This is a genomic window from Pontiella sulfatireligans (assembly GCF_900890705.1).
GTDB lineage: Bacteria > Verrucomicrobiota > Kiritimatiellia > Kiritimatiellales > Pontiellaceae > Pontiella > Pontiella sulfatireligans.
The window spans coordinates 3,399,825-3,417,380 of the sequence record NZ_CAAHFH010000001.1; the positions used below are offsets into that span (position 1 = coordinate 3,399,825).

Genomic DNA, 17,556 nt, shown 5'->3' on the forward strand with positions numbered 1-17,556 from the left:
AGTTTCGTTGTTGCCCTCGACTAAATCCATGCTCGAAAAATAACAGCACTGGAAAAATCCGCTATATGCCATCAGGCATAAAATGTACGCGATTCTGCCGACGTCCAACCGGGAAACTCACCAACCGCTATATTCCTTGCGATGGGAGTTTCGAATACCCAAACAGAAGATCGCCGTTTTTGGTCCGGCCTATAAGTTTGGCCGCAAAGTTTTCCGCGGTGATGCCGTTTCCCTTTCCGGCAAACGTTACGATGAGATCTGACCCGGATGACTTGGATGAAACCGGCTTGCACCCTTTCCCAAAGTTCACCTCTTCCGGCGCTCCAAACTGCAGCGAGTCAACATCCACATCTTCCAAAGGCTGAAAACCATCCTCTGCCTTGATCAACACCCGGATCTCTTTCGTGGTCGCCGTGATGGCTCCCTTGTTCAGAATCCCCAACCGCCGAGGAACGCGCAACGGTACAACGATGTTTTTGGAGCTGTGGTTGTCGTTGGCGATGTCCTCATCCTTCACCACATCAATCACCGCAAAGTTCATGTGAGTCGCACGGCCATATTGATCCTGACGCACTTTCGGGCGTTCAAACTTATACCATTTTTCCTGCATACCGCCCTCGTGTTTCATAATGGACGGATCGTAGGCGAAGCCGGGATCCCACTTCCATTGGATCCCGTCCGGCGAGCGCATATAAAACGCCTTGCGCGTGTACCAATCGTTGACGACTAGATTGTACTGCACCTCATCCTTCCAGATGACCGGATCCTCGAAATGATTTTCAATTTTCGGATACACGCTGTTTTCAGTGATTTGTTTGAACTGCTCATCACCTTTTTCGCTGATGAACACGTAGCCGTTTTTATTCATCATAAGTACCGAACCATCTTCGCGCTGCACATAGGTCCGATTGGTTTTATTCAAATCGTCCTTCTTAAAGACAAAGCCTGTCGCAATCTTCTCCCACGGGCCATTCAGCGAATCGGCCTTGTAGGCCTTCTCCCCCATAACCCCGACCATGTACGACCCATCCTTCCGTCGGTAGATTTCGGGGTTATGCCCCGGCCCGATTTCTTCAACCACTTTATACGGCCCGAGCGGAAAATCGCTGACTGCATGCACCACGATGGAGCTCCACCAGGTATGATGTCCGGAACGCTTGCCTTTCTTATTATCCTCCCGCCACCGGCAAACGAACAAATGCTCCTTCCCATCATCACCTTTAACGATGTTGCCGCCCCAATACGAATATTCCGCATCCTCGATCCCATTGCCCACGTCGCGCGGAATCACATTGTCCGCACCCCAGGCATCTGTTCGGAGTTTTCCAACCATTGGAACCGGCAGAAAGCGGTCGATGAACGCACCGCCGTGAACCAGTCCCTCAGGAACCTTGTAGGTGGATTCGACCGTTTTGCCGTACAGAGAAAATGGAGCGAAACACATTAGAGCGCAAACCAGCAGTGTTCCCGCGCTGGCCGCATTAGCCGTGACCTTTTTTATCTGCATAATGAATTTCAATCCCGTCTACGGCTTAAACACATAGACCACTTCCGGTTTCGTTTCGGCATGCAGCGTTTTGATGCCTTCGGAGGTCTGGATGACCAGTGGATTTCCGAGCAGCGATTTAAATTCGGCGCACTCTAACGTTCCGTTTTTCCATTGGATGGATACTTCAAAACCGCCCCGGGTGCGGAGCCCGGAAATGGATCCGTCCGGCCATGAAGAAGGCAGCGCCGGAAGCAGATCGATGATGTAGTTTCCAGCCTTGTCCCGCCGGTGCGACTGCACCAGCGCTTCGCAGATGCCGGAGGTCAGACCAAAGTTGCCGTCAATCTGAAACGGCGAATGGGCATCGAACAGGTTGTTGTAAAATCCAGCTCCGCCCGTGATGCTGGAGTTCACAAAAAAGCCGCTGAGGATTTTGGCCATGTGGTCGCCGTCGCGCAAGCGCGACCAAAAATTGACCTTCCAACCGCGCGACCAGCCCGTTCCTTCGTCGCCCCGGAATTCCAGCACCTTTTTGCAGGCCTCGAAAAGCTCCGGCGTCTCTGGCGAAATCTCCGAACCCGGATGCAGCCCCCACAGATGCGAAACGTGACGATGGTTGGTTTTGGGATCTTCTTTATAGAGCCATTCCTTCAGTTGCCCCTCCGTCCCCACCTGGTTCGGAGCAATCTTTGCCACCGTTGAGCGCAGCTCCGTGGCAAATGCGGCATCGCATCCAAGGACATCGGTCGCTTCTGCGGTGGTGTTCAGCAAATTACGGATAATCTGATGGTCCATCGTCGGCGCCATCACCAAGCCGCCGCGCTCCGGCGAGTTGCTCGGTCCGCTCACCAGCCAACCCTTTCCGTACACCGGATCTTCCACCAGATAATCGAGGAAGAATTCGGACGCGCCTTTCATCAACGGATAAGCCCGGTCTTTCAGAAATTCCTTATCGCCCGAAAACAAATAACGCTCCCACAGATGCGAGCACAGCCAAGCCCCGCCCACCGGCCATATGCCATGGTTGGACTTATTGATCGGCGCCGCCCCGCGCCAAGCGTCCGTGTTGTGATGGACCACCCAGCCTCTGGCTCCATAGAAATCCTGCGCAACCTCACGCCCGGTAATAGAAAGATCGTTGATCATATCGAACAGCGGCTCGTGGCACTCGGACAGGTTGGCTAGCTCAGCCGGCCAATAATTCATTTCCGTATTAATGTTAATCGTATATTTCGAGTCCCACGACGGAAACTGCTTATCGTTCCAAAGCCCCTGCAAGTTAGCAGGTTGTGCTCCCGGCCTCGACGAAGCAATCAGCAGATAGCGGCCGTATTGATACAGCAGCGACACGAAGTCAGCATCTGGGTTGGCCTGATAGGCATTCAAACGTTCGTTGGTGGGCAGCGACCGCGACTCCCCGCCGCCGAGATCGATTTCCACCCTGCGGAACAAAGCCCGGTGATCCTCTTGATGATCCGCCAGAATTTTTTCGTACGGTTTTCCCTTAATCCACGCCAGCGCTGCAGAGCACAACGACGTTGGGTCGGCATCCAAAGACTGGAAGTTTTCATAGCTTGTGGCGGAGGCCAAATACAGGACGGCCGCATCGGCACCTTCAACCTGAATTGCAGCATTCGAAGCCATCGCCGTTCCGCCTTCAGCCACAACTCGCACCTGCGCCTCAAACTTCACTTCCCCTTCAAAATAGATCTTCTTTTTCTCATTGCGGAATTCATCCACTACACCAAGCATGGACAGCGTCCGGGAATCGGGATTGGAAAAGGACAGCGCATGTTTGTGAAGAGAGGCAAGCGTTGCCGAGAACGTGACCTTGCCGGGCTAGTCCGCCTCGATGCGCACGGCAATGATTCCATCCGGATGGCTGGCAAAAACCGTCCGTTTAAACACCACTCCATCCACCGAGAATTCAGTGGTCGCCACCGCGCCGTCCAACTCCAGCGCGCGGCGGTACCCCGAAGTCTCACCCATGGCCGGAAACTCCAGCATTAAATCGCCGAAGGGCTGGTAGGCCGCCTGGCGCAGAGGCTTCGACATAAAGCCCTCCATCGCGAGCGCCTCCGCCTCCTTTTGCTGGCCGTCGAACAGCATCCGGCGAAGGGCCGGCAAATTAGTGTGGGCATCCGGAACGGAATACGAACGTGGCTTTCCCGCCCAGAGGGTGTCGTGGTTAAACTGGATGCGGTCGCGTTCGACCCCGCCGAACACCATCGCCCCCATCGAGCCATTGCCCACCGGCAGCGCGTCCGTCCATTCTTTGGCCGGCTCGTCATAGTTCAGCTTAAGCTGATCCCAGCCTGCAACGGCCTGTGTTGAAACCGATGCCAGCCCCAACAGTAAAACGAGTGATTTTTTTAACATAATGGATTCCTATTTCTTTGCGCGTTCCCGGAGAATCGGCGCAAGATATTTGACGGTTTCGTTCGCGATTAGATTATAGCCGGCGGTGTTGGGATGGCGGTCGTAATACCACCCTTTAACTTTTCCCAAAACGGGGTCCAATTCAATGCCGTCGAATTTGACCACGAAAGCATCCTCTCGTCCGCCCCAGCCCTTACGGAACTGCGTGTAGGACTTTAGCCATGCGTGGTATTTTTCGGGAACCTTGGCGAGTTCAATCTGACGGACATTCAAACTATTCACGCCGTTCTCGCGCAGGAACCGGTTATAGGGGGTGTAAAGGTCGAACAGATCGAGCTTTTCCTGTACGGCAATCTTCGCGATCAACGCGTTCACCTCTTCGCATGCATCCTCCGGCATAAAACGGCAGATCGTCGCCAGAATAAGCTGCGCATCGGGATGGTCCGCCCGCAAGCGATCCAGCACGGCTTTCATCTGCACCGGAAAGTCGGCCTGAAAATCATCACACCTGAACCAGTCGTTGATGCCAAGGCGCACGAAGATGTAATCCACGTCGGGAATGCCCGCAATCGCCTTGTCATAATGCCCGCTCGCCAGCAGGCGCTTTGCGGTTTCGCCGCCCTTGCCCGTATTGACCACCTCCAACGGGGGCAACCCTTCCGCCTCGGCGAGCACCTCGATCATGCCCTCCAGAAAAAGCCCGTCCGGATTGACCTCGCGCGGCAGGTTGCCAATCGTCGTACTGTCGCCGACCAACACGACCTTGAGCATTTTGCTTTGCTCAGAGCGCGACTCGGCGCTTAAAAACAAAACGAGTGATGCCGCCACCAGCATTTGAATTCTTTTCATGATTCCCCGTATCCTGCTCTATTCCGACAAGCCCAACCGACTGCGGAGCTCCATAATGTCCTGGTCTTTCCCAACCATGTCCAACTGCGCTTTCCGGAGTTCGTCCTGCAGCGTTTTCACATCGGTCGGCAGATCACTTCCGGCGGCCTGCGTGATAATGACTGCGCCCTTCTGCTCCGGCTTCTTAGAAGACGCCGCATAACCCCGGTCAAAGGACATGGCCATATCCACCTTTTTGGACTCCAAGCTGATGCGTCCGGATTCAAGGCCATTGGAATGCGCGGTTACCTTGATTGTACCCGGCTCTGTGGTGGCGCGGATCAAAGCCGTTGCCACGCCGAATTCGGTTTTCATCGGATTGGCAAAGGTGGTGCTGTCGCCAACGATTTCCGCGGGGCCTTCAACCTCAAAATAGACGTATTCCGCCGCTAATACTTTTTTGACGCCGTGCTGATCCACGACCACGGCGCGCACCGGAATGATATCCGATCCGTCGGCCGCCAACTCCATGCCCTCATCGTCAACGCTCAACGCCAAAGCCGTTGTCCGCTGGGCATACGGTTTTTCCGTGCACACCGCCACCCGCCCGTCGATCAGACCTTCTGCAACCATTACCGCATTGATGTTGCCCTTCCCCAGCGCCTTGACCTTGGAAAAGTCGAAGACGTCCTGAAAAACAAACGGCGGATGCGGAAGGCCGGCAAATTTTCCGTCGTCCGACGGCTTTTGTGTGCCGACCACTACGCCCAGCCAGGTCAGGCGGACTTCATCGCAGTTGCTGTAGATCACCACATCCTTGCCCGAGAGCTGCGTGAGCTCGTGAGTAATGTAGAGCATCTGTTTTTCACCCATACCGGGGATGACGTAATCCGGATCATACTGGCTCTGGTAAAGATAGTAGGTGTAGCGCGGCAGGCGGAAGCCGTTGAGCAGTCCGCCGCGGAAGGGATCAGGATGGTAGCCTCGGTGGTGGTCGATGCCGGCCCAGAGCGTACCGCCGATGCGCACCTTGTCCGTACGGTGGCGCTGCGCCAGCGTAGCCGCTTGATAGAGCGACTGATCGAGCAGTGGCTGTTCGCCCCACTCCATTTTCACGCGGGTACGGGCGTTCTGGGAATACCAGTCGTCCACCTCGCCGCCGTCGCCATATTCACGATTGAACGAGTTCACGGTCTTGGAGCCGCCGTGGTAGAACATGTCCAGCCCGCCTTTGATGGCCTCGTCGTGGTCGGCCACGGTGTACATGCCCGGGAACGGATATTCCTCGTGGGCGATCCTGTGCATCGTGTTCATCGCATAATCCGGCTGGCTCGGGAATTCATTGATGCAGGTTTCCCACATCAGCATTGAGGCCACGTTGCGGTCGCGGCGCACCAGCTGGCGCGTATCTTCGTAGAGCCGCTCCTCGAAAACCTTTTCCTTAAAGTTGAAGAAGTGCCATCCCGGATTGGCGGTGGTCGTCAGCATGCCGAATTCGTCGCACGCATCGTAGAACGCCGGATCCTGCGGATAGTGCGCCGCGCGGATCGTATTGCAGCCGCCTTCGCGAAGCAGCTTTACATCGCGCCACTGGCCGGAGTTGGGCAGCGCATTGCCGATGTAGGAATAATCCTGATGCCGGTTGGCGCCAATCAGCTTTTTTCCGATCCATTTTTTGTTTACGAACAGCCCGTCCGCCCCGCGCATTTCAAACAGGCGGATGCCGACGCGCGTGAGAAGGCTGTCAACAACCCTTCCGCCCACCATCACATCCGTGCGGATATAATGCAGATACGGATCGTCGGGATGCCACAGATGCACATTTTTCGCTTCAAGCTGCTTGGCCAGCTGGCGCGATTCACCACCTTTCAGCTTCAAGGTTTCCTTAACGGCGGCCACTTCCTTGCCCTCGGCGTTAACCAATACGTTCCGAACGACAAGTTCCAAGGGTTTCGAACTGGAGTTAACGACTTCCGTACGCACTTCCATTTTTGCGGCGTTGCCGTTCACGTCCAGCGTGGCGGCAAATATGCCGCCGCCGGCAACGGTGCGGCTCAGCTCGCGCAACGTCACATGCACCGGCCCGGTCTCGATCAGATAAGTGTCGCGGTAGATGCCGCCCATGTAGGTGAAGTCCAGCTTGTTTTGCTCCTTGCCCGGAGGATAGAGCTTGCTGTTGGAATTATCCGCCATGACCGCCACCACGTTCGGTTTGCCGTTGGCGTTCAGCACATCGGTGACGTCGGCAGCAAAAGGAAGGTAGCCGCCAAAATGATGGGCCACCTCTTTACCGTTCACCCAAACCTGCGCCTCGCCCATCACCGCTTCAAAATAGATGAACACCTTTCCGTGGCTGGAGGCCTTGTTGACGGCAAACTTTTTGCGGTACCACGCCTTGCCCTGATAGTTCCGGCAACCACTGGCGTTCTCGCCGAGAATCTCCAGCCCGTGCGGCAGATTCGCCGCCTCCCAATGGCTATCATCAAAAGCAACCGCTTCCGCGCCCTTCACGTCGCCCTTGATAAACCGCCAGCCCGGATTAAAATTCTCCACCGAGCGCGGACTGCCCTCCACCGCATAAAAGCCGGCGGTCGAAAACTTCTGTTCCGCCAGTATGGAACCGGCTACTGCGAAGGATACTATAATGCCAAAAAGTTTATTCATATAAGCTCCGTTACTTACATACTAAAGATACAGTCTCACCCTGAAATTCGATACCCATTGGATAGGCCATGCCGTATCCAGGCTTCGCCAGGATCCCGGTACAGGCCGAGCAAATTATCACTGACGGCGTGCATCCCCTTCGATGCGGCATTTCAGTCCCTGCCGTGCAAGTTGATCTAGCTCCAACGGCTGGCATACATATGATAGCTGCCCACGTCGTCCCGCAAAAGTTTCATACCAGATCTAATAAGCCCCCTTTTAGTACTAAACAAAGGAAGAATTATAGCTGGGGACGGAATAAAAAAACATATCCAAAACCGTATTATACATACGGCATTTAGCCAGAACCGCAGCGTTTCCTGTGACAGATACACTAAATCCATTATTCGGATTGATGGCCCAGAAAGATCTGCTGAGGAGCAATATTATCGGCGCTCTGCGCATAAAGGTCCGCCGCCATGGCATTCCTGCCACCGGCATTGACCGTGTTGTCTGAATCAACACTGGTCAGGCTGTAGCTCCTGCCGCCCACACGCCCGAAGGCCTGCAGCAAATCTTCTTCATCCTTCAGCATCCAGGTAAACGTACTTGGGGAAACCGGATTCCCGTCGAGCGTATAAAAGCGATTGGTCAGCATCAATGTGCCCGTCGAAAAGTCTGGAGGATCCTGCAGGACAATACTCGTTGCCAACTGTTGCTCTAGTTCGATGATTGCATTGCTCGAAAGATCGAGACATTGCTGCATTTCATCAAATGGAAGCTCAAGGCGGTACGTGGAAGAATTCTGAATTTGAGGCCCCCACCACTTATCGGCAACGGCATTCGACATCACTTCCGGGTGATCCCTGTCGTATTGTGCATACACTTGAAAACGATCAGCAGAAAACCGATTAAAGCCGCCCTCCTTTTCAGCGCGTTAGTGTGCATGCGTATTTTCCTGTTCGACTATCGCCTGCATGTCGCGGTCAAAGGCTTCGCCGTCGAACGGTACGATCACAATTTTGCTGCCATGGTTGTCATTGGATCCGTCCTCGCCTTTTCTTGAATCGATGACGGAAAACAGGAAATGAGTCGGATGCCCGTTTTCAACAAATACCGTCATGCGCTGCACGATAGGCCAATGGTTCACCGTGCCATCCGTATACTTGAAAAAATCGCCATCGTTGCGAAACGCAATACCCCGGTATTTCCAGTCGTGAATCCCATCCTGCGAAGTGAAGTGATAGGTGACATTATCGATGTGGTAGTTGACGGTCATGTGATACATGCCTCCGCTGTACCAAACCGATGGATCCTCCATCCGTTCCTGAGGAATGCCAGGCATCCCTTTGTAGATGCGTTCTGTAATGATTTTATACGGGCCGAGGATTCCGTCTTCGCTGATCAGGATGGATGCGGAGCGCGGCACGATCATGTAGCGACCATCGGGACGGAGGAGAATCTGAACATTGGACATGTGTCGCGGTGCTTTGTAGTAGCGGCCCAGCCCCTCTTTAAATCCGTTATAATCCACCTGAATCGTTCCCAGATGTTCAAACGGACCATCCGGAGAATCCGAAACGAAGATTTCGCCATCGGTGATCTCACTGGTCACCATGGCATAGCGACCGTCATGCATCCGCAAGCCAATCACGTTTCCCCCGGCGCCCTCCTGCCAATGCGGCCAGGTCAGGCCGGTATGTGTATATGGGCCGATCGCCTTGTCACTAACCGCATGCATCGCCTTCGACGCTACACGCCAACCCGCGTTGTGCGAATTTGTCTGAGCCCAGCAACAGGCATACATGTGGTAGCGATCGTCATCGGCTTTCACAATCGCCCCGTCCCAATAGCACCACGTTTTCATCGTTGGATCTTCCAACCCGTTTTTGATATCGCGCGGCAGCGCATTCGGATTGCCCCAAATGCCTTCTGACACCAAAGGCCCCTGCGGTTCCATCGGCAGGAAATAGTCGAACAGGTCTTTTTTTTCGGATGCCAGGGAGGAATAGCCCGTGATTGACAAAACGACCAGCAGGAGCATCGTATGAATTAATTTTCCCACTATTGAACTCCTGAATATTTTTCAACACCCATCTCTTTTTCCCATGCCATCAACTTGGTCGTCAGCTCCTGAACCTTTTCCGGGTTCGATGCCGCGAGGTCGTTCTTTTCGCCGATATCATTAGGAATATTGTAGAGCTTCACGATGCCGCTGCGATACGCCAACAGCTTCCAGTCGCCCTCGCGGACAGAGGCATACAGATCCTCATACGCCCGGTAGCCAAAGAGCGGTTCGCCGCGTTCAAGCTCGCTATTGTTACGAATAGTGGACAAAAGGGAGACTCCGTCGAGCGGCGCAAATTTCGTAGCATCTTCGCCAATCATCTCCAGGATGGTGGGAAAGAGATCGGTCGACTGAACCAAACTGTTGTTTGCGGCTCCAGCCTCCGTCACTCCGGGCCAGTAAAAGATAAAGGGAACGCGTGCGCCACCTTCATAGAGAGTATCGACCATCTTGCCGCCATGGAACGGTTTGTTTTCAAAAATACCGCCTTGGTCTGAAAGAAAGATGATGATGGTATTTTTTTCCAGACCCTGTTTTTTCAGCGCGCCCCGCACCCGCCCGATCGACTGATCCACTGACGTCAGCATCGCCAGATAGTGGGCATAGCCGCCGCTGAATCCCCGTTCCTCAAAATGCTTCACCAGATCCTTCCGGCCAGCGTGCGGACTATGAACTGCATAGTAACAGAACGACATCAGGAACGGCTGATCTTTATCATGGGTTTCAATAAATTCGACGGCCCCATCGGTCAACATATCGGTGCGGTACAGCTCATCGCTTTCTCTCGGCTTGATCGTGGTCTGATAATCCGCCGGGTAATAGTTATTCCTCGGGGCATAGACCGTGCCGATCTCCCGGTCATAACCATACTGACGCGACGCATGCTCTTCCCCATAGCCCAAATGCCACTTCCCGACATGTAGCGTGGTATACCCCTGTTTCCGCAGGATTTCCGGGTATGTCGGCGCATCCAGATTCAACCAGTTGGCGCTGGGGAACTGCGCAGGGTCGGTTTTCAACAGATGAGTTCGTTCAACCCCATCCTCATCTTTGACGAACACCACCGATTTAGGATTATTTGAAATATGACGAACCATCTTTAACCGCGCAGGATGCTTTCCGGTCAGCAATGTTCCGCGGCTAGGGCTACAGGTCGGCGTGGCAATATAGGCCTGTTCAAAATTCAGGCCGTCCCGCGAAAGCCGGTCGATATTCGGGGACTCGAAATCGGGATTCCGATAGCCCACATCCGACCAGCCGAGATCATCCACAAAGAACAGGACTATGTTCGGCTTATCGGCCGCCATGCAGCTCCATGCGGTTAAAACAGCACCCATACCAATCAACAAACGATTCCACTTTTTCATCTCATTCCTTATTTTTTAGGAGAAGTCCCCGCAATACGAGAACCTCATTAAAGGCACGTTAACGTCGTACCACACACTCGACATTCTCTCCGCCCACCGGGACATCAGCCATGTACAGTCCGTTCCCTGCATCGGAAAATGTTACACCCTTCATTTTTGGGGCACCGTTAGCACTCCAGATGGCAAACGGGCCGTACTCTCTCAGCGTGAAGGTGATCTCAGCATCGGTCACCGACTGCACCTCAACCGTTGCGGAAGAGAGATATTTATCCGTGCGCCCAATGACCGCCCAGCCCTTGGTTTTTGGATAAAGCATAAACAGCCGGGCGGAGTTCGGTTCCATCGGAAACGAATGCGGTTGTGCCAGATCAACGAGCTCGTGCGTCTTCTGTTCATACGCCAGTAGCCCTTCCGTTGGGAACTTCCATGGACCGGCATAAGGTTGCAGTTGCTCACCCGCATACGGATAATCCGCCGCACTGATTGAGCCGGGTACCGTTTTGTTCCCGGTAAAATTAAAGAGAGCCAATGCCGCCACCTTATTTTTCGTCGGAGTAATTACACGGAATGCGGCATCACCGAAAAACGGATCTATAAAATAACTCTCCGGCAATAATACTGCGGGAGCATCCGCCTGAAATATTTTTCCATCGCGATCGCAAAACGGCAGCAAAACAGAGGCATCGATCATCGACGGTTCATCTAATATGTAGACCGGGCTGCCGGAAACAGCACGGGCAATGGCCAATGCGTCAGCATCTTCGCCGTGACTATGAAACATATCGAGATCGCCCCAAAGAACCGGCCCCATCCAAAGGTGGTTCGCAAAGCTCTGATAGGTAATCTCCTTGTTAAACTTAACCTTGCTGTAGTCCTTACTACTCCGGGTCAGCGCACTGTATTTTGTATTGAAAACATTTACATGCGTCTGCGCAATACAGTTCATCAACCCATCCATATGCGTCTTACACGCCTTTTCCAACGCCATATTATTCTGATACATCGAACGAATTGGGTTCTCCATTCCGTAGTGGAGTTGCAGTCCCCTCGCCTGGAAATCAACTTTTACGAAATCAAAGCCGCCTTCTGCGGTTTTAGAACCCATCTCTTCATAGAAGAGATCAGATCCCTTCTGCGTCCCGTTTGGAAGCAGACACTGTTTCGCGGCATTCTCAACCAAGGTTCCTTCCGGCAGATCCATATCCTGCCTCATGGAGACGCCCGACATATATCCCATCATATTGCGCCATACGCCCATCCATCGGATTCCATCCGGGTTCTTCAATCCGGTTACATCCTGCCAGCCGCCGGGAAATTTCTTGGCATCCGGTTCAAAATTGATCAGCCGGCGTCTCTCATGATTCAAGTAGCCATCGTCTATCATAAACCAGCGAAACGGAACAGGGTTGGCTTCTAGGGCATGCACGACCTCGCTCATGTTCTGCGTATTGATATCCAACCGATAATGCTCCCAGGAACACCAACCCATGTATTTACATATCTCCGGATAGACTTTATTTGACCGCCAATCCGTATGAACCACTCCGCTCTCCATCACTTTTTTCCAGACCTTCTGCGTCGCTTCATAGGGGGTCGCGCCTGTGGCCGTTGCCATCGCCGGAATATCCATCGTCACACGCTCGGTTCCAAAGTGACCGCTTTTCAGAAGAAGCACTCCGTCGCGGACAAAAAAAGCCGACATAATCGAATCGGTCGAAATCGGCATAAGGGCCATATACGAACCGTCCATCAGCTTCAGCAACATAAACTGTCCAAGGTCGACATTGTTACCCGGGACATTCTTAAAGGTGCTATTTTCCGGATCCTCCGGACCAAAGTCTGAGAGTTCCTGAATGGAATTGAAAGCCATGGCCATTACGCGATTTCCATTCGGTCCTCCATGGCCTCCTCCGGAAAAAGGTCGATAATAACACCCCGTTTTAAAGGGCGGGAGTTTGATCGCACAGGATTGAACATACCCGTTGGAATCAGGCGTAGCATTCACTCCCTTTATCCAGATTAATTCGGTTTGATCAGACTGGGGCGAGAGGGGAAGCGTCTCAGCTCGACACGATGCATCAACCCCTGTCAGAAGCGCTGCAACACAAAGTAGTTTCAGTGGTAATTTTATCATTTCTTTATTCTTTATCTTCTCTTCTCAGATTTATTCCACGATCAGTTTGATGAATAGCTGATCTTCCGCAACATTGATGGTGTTGGTGTAGCTATTCATTATTCCGTTGTCTGTAGTGACCTGGATAGTCGTATTGGTGTCCCACGTGTTACTCATCAGATTGGTGTTCGTCAGAATTTCACAGGATACATGGCGATCCCCTACCAACGAAAAAACAATATTTCCAGCGTATGGGTTGATGACGGGCGGCACGCCGCGGTGGGCCGAATTTGTCGGGTTTCCGCCTTTTAGATACTCTCCCCAGTCGTTTAGGCCATCGCTATCAGAATCGATGGTTGGGCTTCCGGAAAGGCTATATCTTGAAATAAAATTATCCCAATGAAGAAGGCCGGAGCTTCCGTTGCGACGTTCTATTTCGACGATCTTTAAGTATTCTGAAAGGTTCGGCCCGCTGTGCGTTATATCCGAGTAGTTAACGGAAACCTGATCGGGAAGTAAATTGATGACGGCCGTCGCGGAAGGACCTCGGTAAGCCGAAGGAGCCCCGTCAGGCTCTCTCTGAGCCAGCGGGATCAGAGACGGCGGCATATATTTAATTCGCGCATAGTTCATCGGGGTATCCATACCGTAAACGACTGACACATTTCTGACATACGAGCCGCTACCGAAGGATCCATCAGGAAGGTCTGGAAAGCGCCCGTTGTTTTTGAAAATAACAACCCCGGCAGAACTCTCAATCGCGACGACACCGTCGACTCTCACGTCCCCGTTTGCAATGGAGTGGGGCTGCATAAATACAGCGGCATTCCCATTCACGTTGGTTACATTTTGAATCGAAATATTATCAACGCCGATATTGTATAGGTTGTTGCTTTCCAGATCCGTTTCAACGCGGACGGTGACTCCTGCATCCGTTGCAATCAGATGACTGAACAGCATATCCTGTCCGGTGTTCGCCTGAACAAGACTGTACCCGTAGGATGAGTGCAGCAAAGAGACCTGCGTCACCGTCACATTTTTGGCCCGATGACTTTTTAAGGTCGATCCCCCGGGAAGAAGTAAAGCGATGGCAGAAAACTTGGTGTAATTTTCCGTAATATCAATGTCCCGAATCAGTAGATTATCGATATTGGACACCGCAAATGCCCGGGAGTTCCGCGTAAAGTCAGAAGGATAGTTTATGGAAAACCGTCCCCCTATTCCTCTAAAACTTACATGCTGCACCTCAGCGTCCGGCCCTCCTCCAACACTGAATATATTTACAGTTCCTGATCCGCCCGCATAGGGGGCGATCACGGTGCCGGCTTCGACTTCTAAATGAACGTTCGACTTCAAAACCACATTGGCTAATTCGTAGGTTCCTTTCTTGAGACGGATCCGTCCCCCATTCACAGTGGCGCGGTCAACCGCGGCCTGCAAGCGGGCCGAATTGTCTCCATGGACGGCCGATAGTTCTTCGACCGGAAGATCGGCCCATCCGGCAGGCTCCACATACGCAGCCAATACCGAGGAGCATTGTGTAATCATGAATACGGCAAAAAGGGCAATGAATAAGTGGGATCTGTGCGTCATATGTATTCCTTCATCTGGTCCAACCGTTTCCTTAAATCCATAGGACCGATAAAAGGAAGCGGCGGGAGCCGTTATTTTTTCTTCTTATTGTAGGGAAAGGTATCGAACAGCACCTCTTCATCCGTAAAGCGCGGATCGTCCGTCTGCTTTAAATAACCAGCCAACTGCCTGCGTAGTTGCGCCACGGTTTCCTTGTATTCCGGATTCGACGCCAAATTATTCAACTGATCCGGATCCTTCTGACAGTCGTAAAGCTCGACTTCAGGGCGCTGACTGAAACAGAGGTCATAGAACATACTGCCTTTCAGCTTTTTGACTTCATTTTTAGTCGGACTGCCATCGCAATCACCAAACCAGCCCAACGCGCCGGCGGGAAGACGCGACGGTTCCAAATTGAGTACCAACAGCCAACGCCCCGTCCGGATAGCACGCGACGGATACCCATCCAGCGAAGGCTTGCCCTGGGCAGGCGTATGACGTTCCCGTCCCGCCACCACGTAATCTCGCGTCTGGTGTGCGTCCATGTCCCCCTGCAACAGCGGCAGTAGCGACTGACCGGTCATTACGCTCGGAACATTCACTCCGGCCGCCTCCAAAAAGGTCGGTGCCAGATCCGTCAGCGAAACAAATCCATTCACCCGGCGGCCGGCATCAATCGCGTTCCAGCGAACCGCCAGCGGCACCCGTAGGCCCCAGTCATACATATTGCCTTTACAGCGCGGAAACGGCATGCCGTGATCGCCGGTCATCACCACGATGGTGTTTCCCATCTCGCCGCGTTCCTCCAATAGTTTTAGCGCCACGCCGACATCGGTATCCCAGCGTTCGACCTCAAAATAATAATCAGCAATATCACTGCGCACGGCCTCGGTATCCGGGAAGAATCCCGGTACATGCACGTCGGCCAGCTTAATGCCGCTAGCGACGCCGGTACCCGGATCATATTTTCGGTGTGGATCGGATGTGCCGAACCAGAAACAGAACGGCTTGCCCTCATCACGTCCATTCATGAATTTATCAAACGAACTTTCCGGACCGCATGGATGCTCTGTGTAGCCCCCTTCATCATAATTCCCCGGATCCCACGCTTTGCGCCAGTGACCAATGTCATAGCCCGCGTCACGCAACATAAACATAAAATTGGGATGATTCACATCCAGCCCGCCTCGCAGATTGGCAGCGGTGCCCAGACGATAAAACTGCTGACCGGTCAGGATGGAACTCCGACAAGGCGTACAGGACGGACTGGAAACATAAGCGTGATCAAACACCACGCCTTCCTTCGCCAGCCGATCAAATACCGGCGTTCGAACTGTCGTATCTCCGTACGCACCTGCATGCGGCCAGCCCCAGTCGTCCGCCAGACAAAAAAGAATATTCGGTTTTTTCGCTACGGCCTGAAGCATCAGAGGAAATACCAACACCCAAACAACCATCAATATTTTCACCATGAAACAGTCCTCTGTTGTTTTCAGTTCAAGCTGCACCACGACACCGCAACGCACAGCATCGCAAAACAACAAAGGTACTCAACGCAGGAGTAAATCACCTTTCAAATAGGACAAAAACATCTACAAATTCGGGTTTTCATTCAGCTTTAAAGCTATTATGAAACTGTTTGGGGGTCTGGCCGGTCTGTTTTTTAAAGACGGTCGAGAAATAGTTTGAGTTGTTGAACCCAACCGCGAACGCCGTCTCGGTGACAGATTTTGACAACAGCATACGCTTCGCTTTCTCCATTCGAATTTCGGTCAGATACTGATTCACCGTTTGACCGGTCGACTTTCTAAATGCCTTCGTCAAACCGGAGCGGCTGACATTTAATTTCGCGGCAATTTCATCAATCCCGCAGTCCTGCTGATAATTCTCATTCATGAAAGATTGAGCTCGGAGTACAAGCATGTCAGACGGTTCATCCCGACTATCCGCAATAATTTTAGCCAAGGCGACTGCTTCCGCACAAATGAGCTCCGAAATCTCTATCCGATCAGCACAGCGATCAATCCGACGCCCCTTTTCTTCCAGACGCGGAATCAGCTCAGTTGGGTTACCGTCAGCAAACACGGCAGCATCGACCAGCAAAAACAACAACTCACGCACCCGTGCTTTATAGAGCGCTAAAGTCCCACCGCAAAAATGATGCAGCTCCGCCAGCAGTTTTTCCGTAGCGGGCTTAATCAAATCAATCCGATCCGTGCGAATGAGCTCCAGCAGAATTTCTCGATCAGCAAACGGATAGGATTCATCGAACTGCACCGGATAGATTTCGGAGACCGAAATCTCTCCCACCGCACTGCCGGATGCATACTGTGCGGCCGCCAGCGTTTTCTGATGCTCATGATGCTGTTCCTGTTTACGATTCAACTCGCGGATGTCACAAAAAACCGCCCAAGCCCAAGCCAAGGCGCAGAAACTGGAGCCCGCATAAAAGACCTGAAAATTTTCAGCGGCAATTCCATACGCCATAAACAACCCAAAATACAGCGCCCCGTAAATAAACGGACGCGGCTTCTTATGCGCCGTGCGCCGGATCAGGAGACCAATACAGGGAATAATCAGCAACATTACGACCCCGCCGATCTGAAAAAAACGAAGCATCGTTTTAGTCACGTCAAAAATAAGTCCCGCCTGCTTCAGCACGCCCAGTTCGGCATAAAACTGATCACACAAAATCAGGAATCCCAACACCCAAAGTCCGCCGACAACAAAGGGAGCAATGCCCTTTTTTCTCGATATTTTCAGCCCGGACTGAATACTCAGCGCAACCAGTAAGGCAGGGAATCCTACCCCGAACAGAAAAAATGAACGCACGTACAACCAGAGATAAGCTGGAATATTTAAAGGAAGCGAGCGCAGGATCGGACCGCACAAATAGAGGACAAACGAGAGAATGAAGGCTACATAGAACGGATATTCCCGCTTCATCTGCCGGCGAACGAGCGTGAAATAGGCAAGCACCATCAAAAACAGCTGCGCAGAAAACAGCGGCACCATCACCCTGAAAAAATCACTCCATGCTATCTCCCACCTCATGCACAACCGCCTGATTTAAAAGAATAATGTACTATGAGGCTGC

General features: G+C 52.7%; 11 protein-coding genes and 1 pseudogene. All 12 read right to left on the reverse strand.

All coding sequences use genetic code 11. From position 1 onward, the window contains the following. Positions 1 to 127: 127 nt before the first annotated feature. The 12 genes and pseudogenes from SCARR_RS11980 to SCARR_RS12030 all read right to left on the reverse strand — a co-directional run bounded on the left by SCARR_RS11980 (position 128) and on the right by SCARR_RS12030 (position 17,513). Complete coding sequence (locus SCARR_RS11980) at positions 128 to 1,507, reverse strand: glycoside hydrolase family protein (protein ID WP_222846273.1); 1,380 nt, start codon at positions 1,505 to 1,507, stop codon at positions 128 to 130. Positions 1,508 to 1,525: 18 nt separating this feature from the next. After that, positions 1,526 to 1,789, reverse strand: a complete 264-nt coding sequence (locus SCARR_RS29530; RefSeq protein ID WP_407984810.1) for a glycoside hydrolase family 95-like protein — start codon at positions 1,787 to 1,789, stop codon at positions 1,526 to 1,528. A 12-nt stretch (positions 1,790 to 1,801) separates the two neighbouring features. After that, a pseudogene (locus SCARR_RS29535) lies at positions 1,802 to 3,868 on the reverse strand (glycoside hydrolase family 95 protein); the annotation flags it as partial. 9 nt (positions 3,869 to 3,877) lie between these two features. After that, a complete protein-coding gene (locus SCARR_RS11990; RefSeq protein WP_136061809.1) occupies positions 3,878 to 4,717 on the reverse strand; it encodes an SGNH/GDSL hydrolase family protein in 840 nt (279 codons plus the stop codon). Between the two features lie 18 nt (positions 4,718 to 4,735). Next, complete coding sequence (locus SCARR_RS11995; protein ID WP_136061810.1) at positions 4,736 to 7,360, reverse strand: sugar-binding domain-containing protein; 2,625 nt, start codon at positions 7,358 to 7,360, stop codon at positions 4,736 to 4,738. A gap of 382 nt (positions 7,361 to 7,742) precedes the next feature. Next, positions 7,743 to 8,189, reverse strand: coding sequence for a hypothetical protein (locus SCARR_RS12000; RefSeq protein WP_136061811.1), 447 nt, complete (start codon positions 8,187 to 8,189; stop codon positions 7,743 to 7,745). Between the two features lie 87 nt (positions 8,190 to 8,276). Next, on the reverse strand, positions 8,277 to 9,404 hold the full coding sequence (locus SCARR_RS12005) for a glycoside hydrolase family protein (RefSeq protein ID WP_136061812.1): 1,128 nt from the start codon (positions 9,402 to 9,404) through the stop codon (positions 8,277 to 8,279). Then, the gene (locus SCARR_RS12010) at positions 9,404 to 10,774 is read right to left on the reverse strand and encodes a sulfatase (protein ID WP_136061813.1); all 1,371 of its coding nucleotides are present in this window, start codon (positions 10,772 to 10,774) and stop codon (positions 9,404 to 9,406) included. The genes SCARR_RS12005 and SCARR_RS12010 overlap by 1 nt, the downstream gene beginning before the upstream one ends. Before the next feature lie 58 nt (positions 10,775 to 10,832). Next, a complete protein-coding gene (locus SCARR_RS12015; RefSeq protein ID WP_168433261.1) occupies positions 10,833 to 12,650 on the reverse strand; it encodes a Sip1-related alpha-galactosidase in 1,818 nt (605 codons plus the stop codon). Positions 12,651 to 12,938: 288 nt separating this feature from the next. Next, complete coding sequence (locus SCARR_RS12020) at positions 12,939 to 14,480, reverse strand: right-handed parallel beta-helix repeat-containing protein (RefSeq protein ID WP_136061815.1); 1,542 nt, start codon at positions 14,478 to 14,480, stop codon at positions 12,939 to 12,941. A 71-nt stretch (positions 14,481 to 14,551) separates the two neighbouring features. Next, a complete protein-coding gene (locus tag SCARR_RS12025) occupies positions 14,552 to 15,931 on the reverse strand; it encodes a sulfatase family protein (protein WP_136061816.1) in 1,380 nt (459 codons plus the stop codon). Positions 15,932 to 16,067: 136 nt separating this feature from the next. Next, positions 16,068 to 17,513 (reverse strand): helix-turn-helix domain-containing protein, encoded by a 1,446-nt coding sequence (locus SCARR_RS12030; protein ID WP_136061817.1) that lies wholly within the window; start codon positions 17,511 to 17,513, stop codon positions 16,068 to 16,070. Between the last annotated feature and the right edge of the window lie 43 nt (positions 17,514 to 17,556).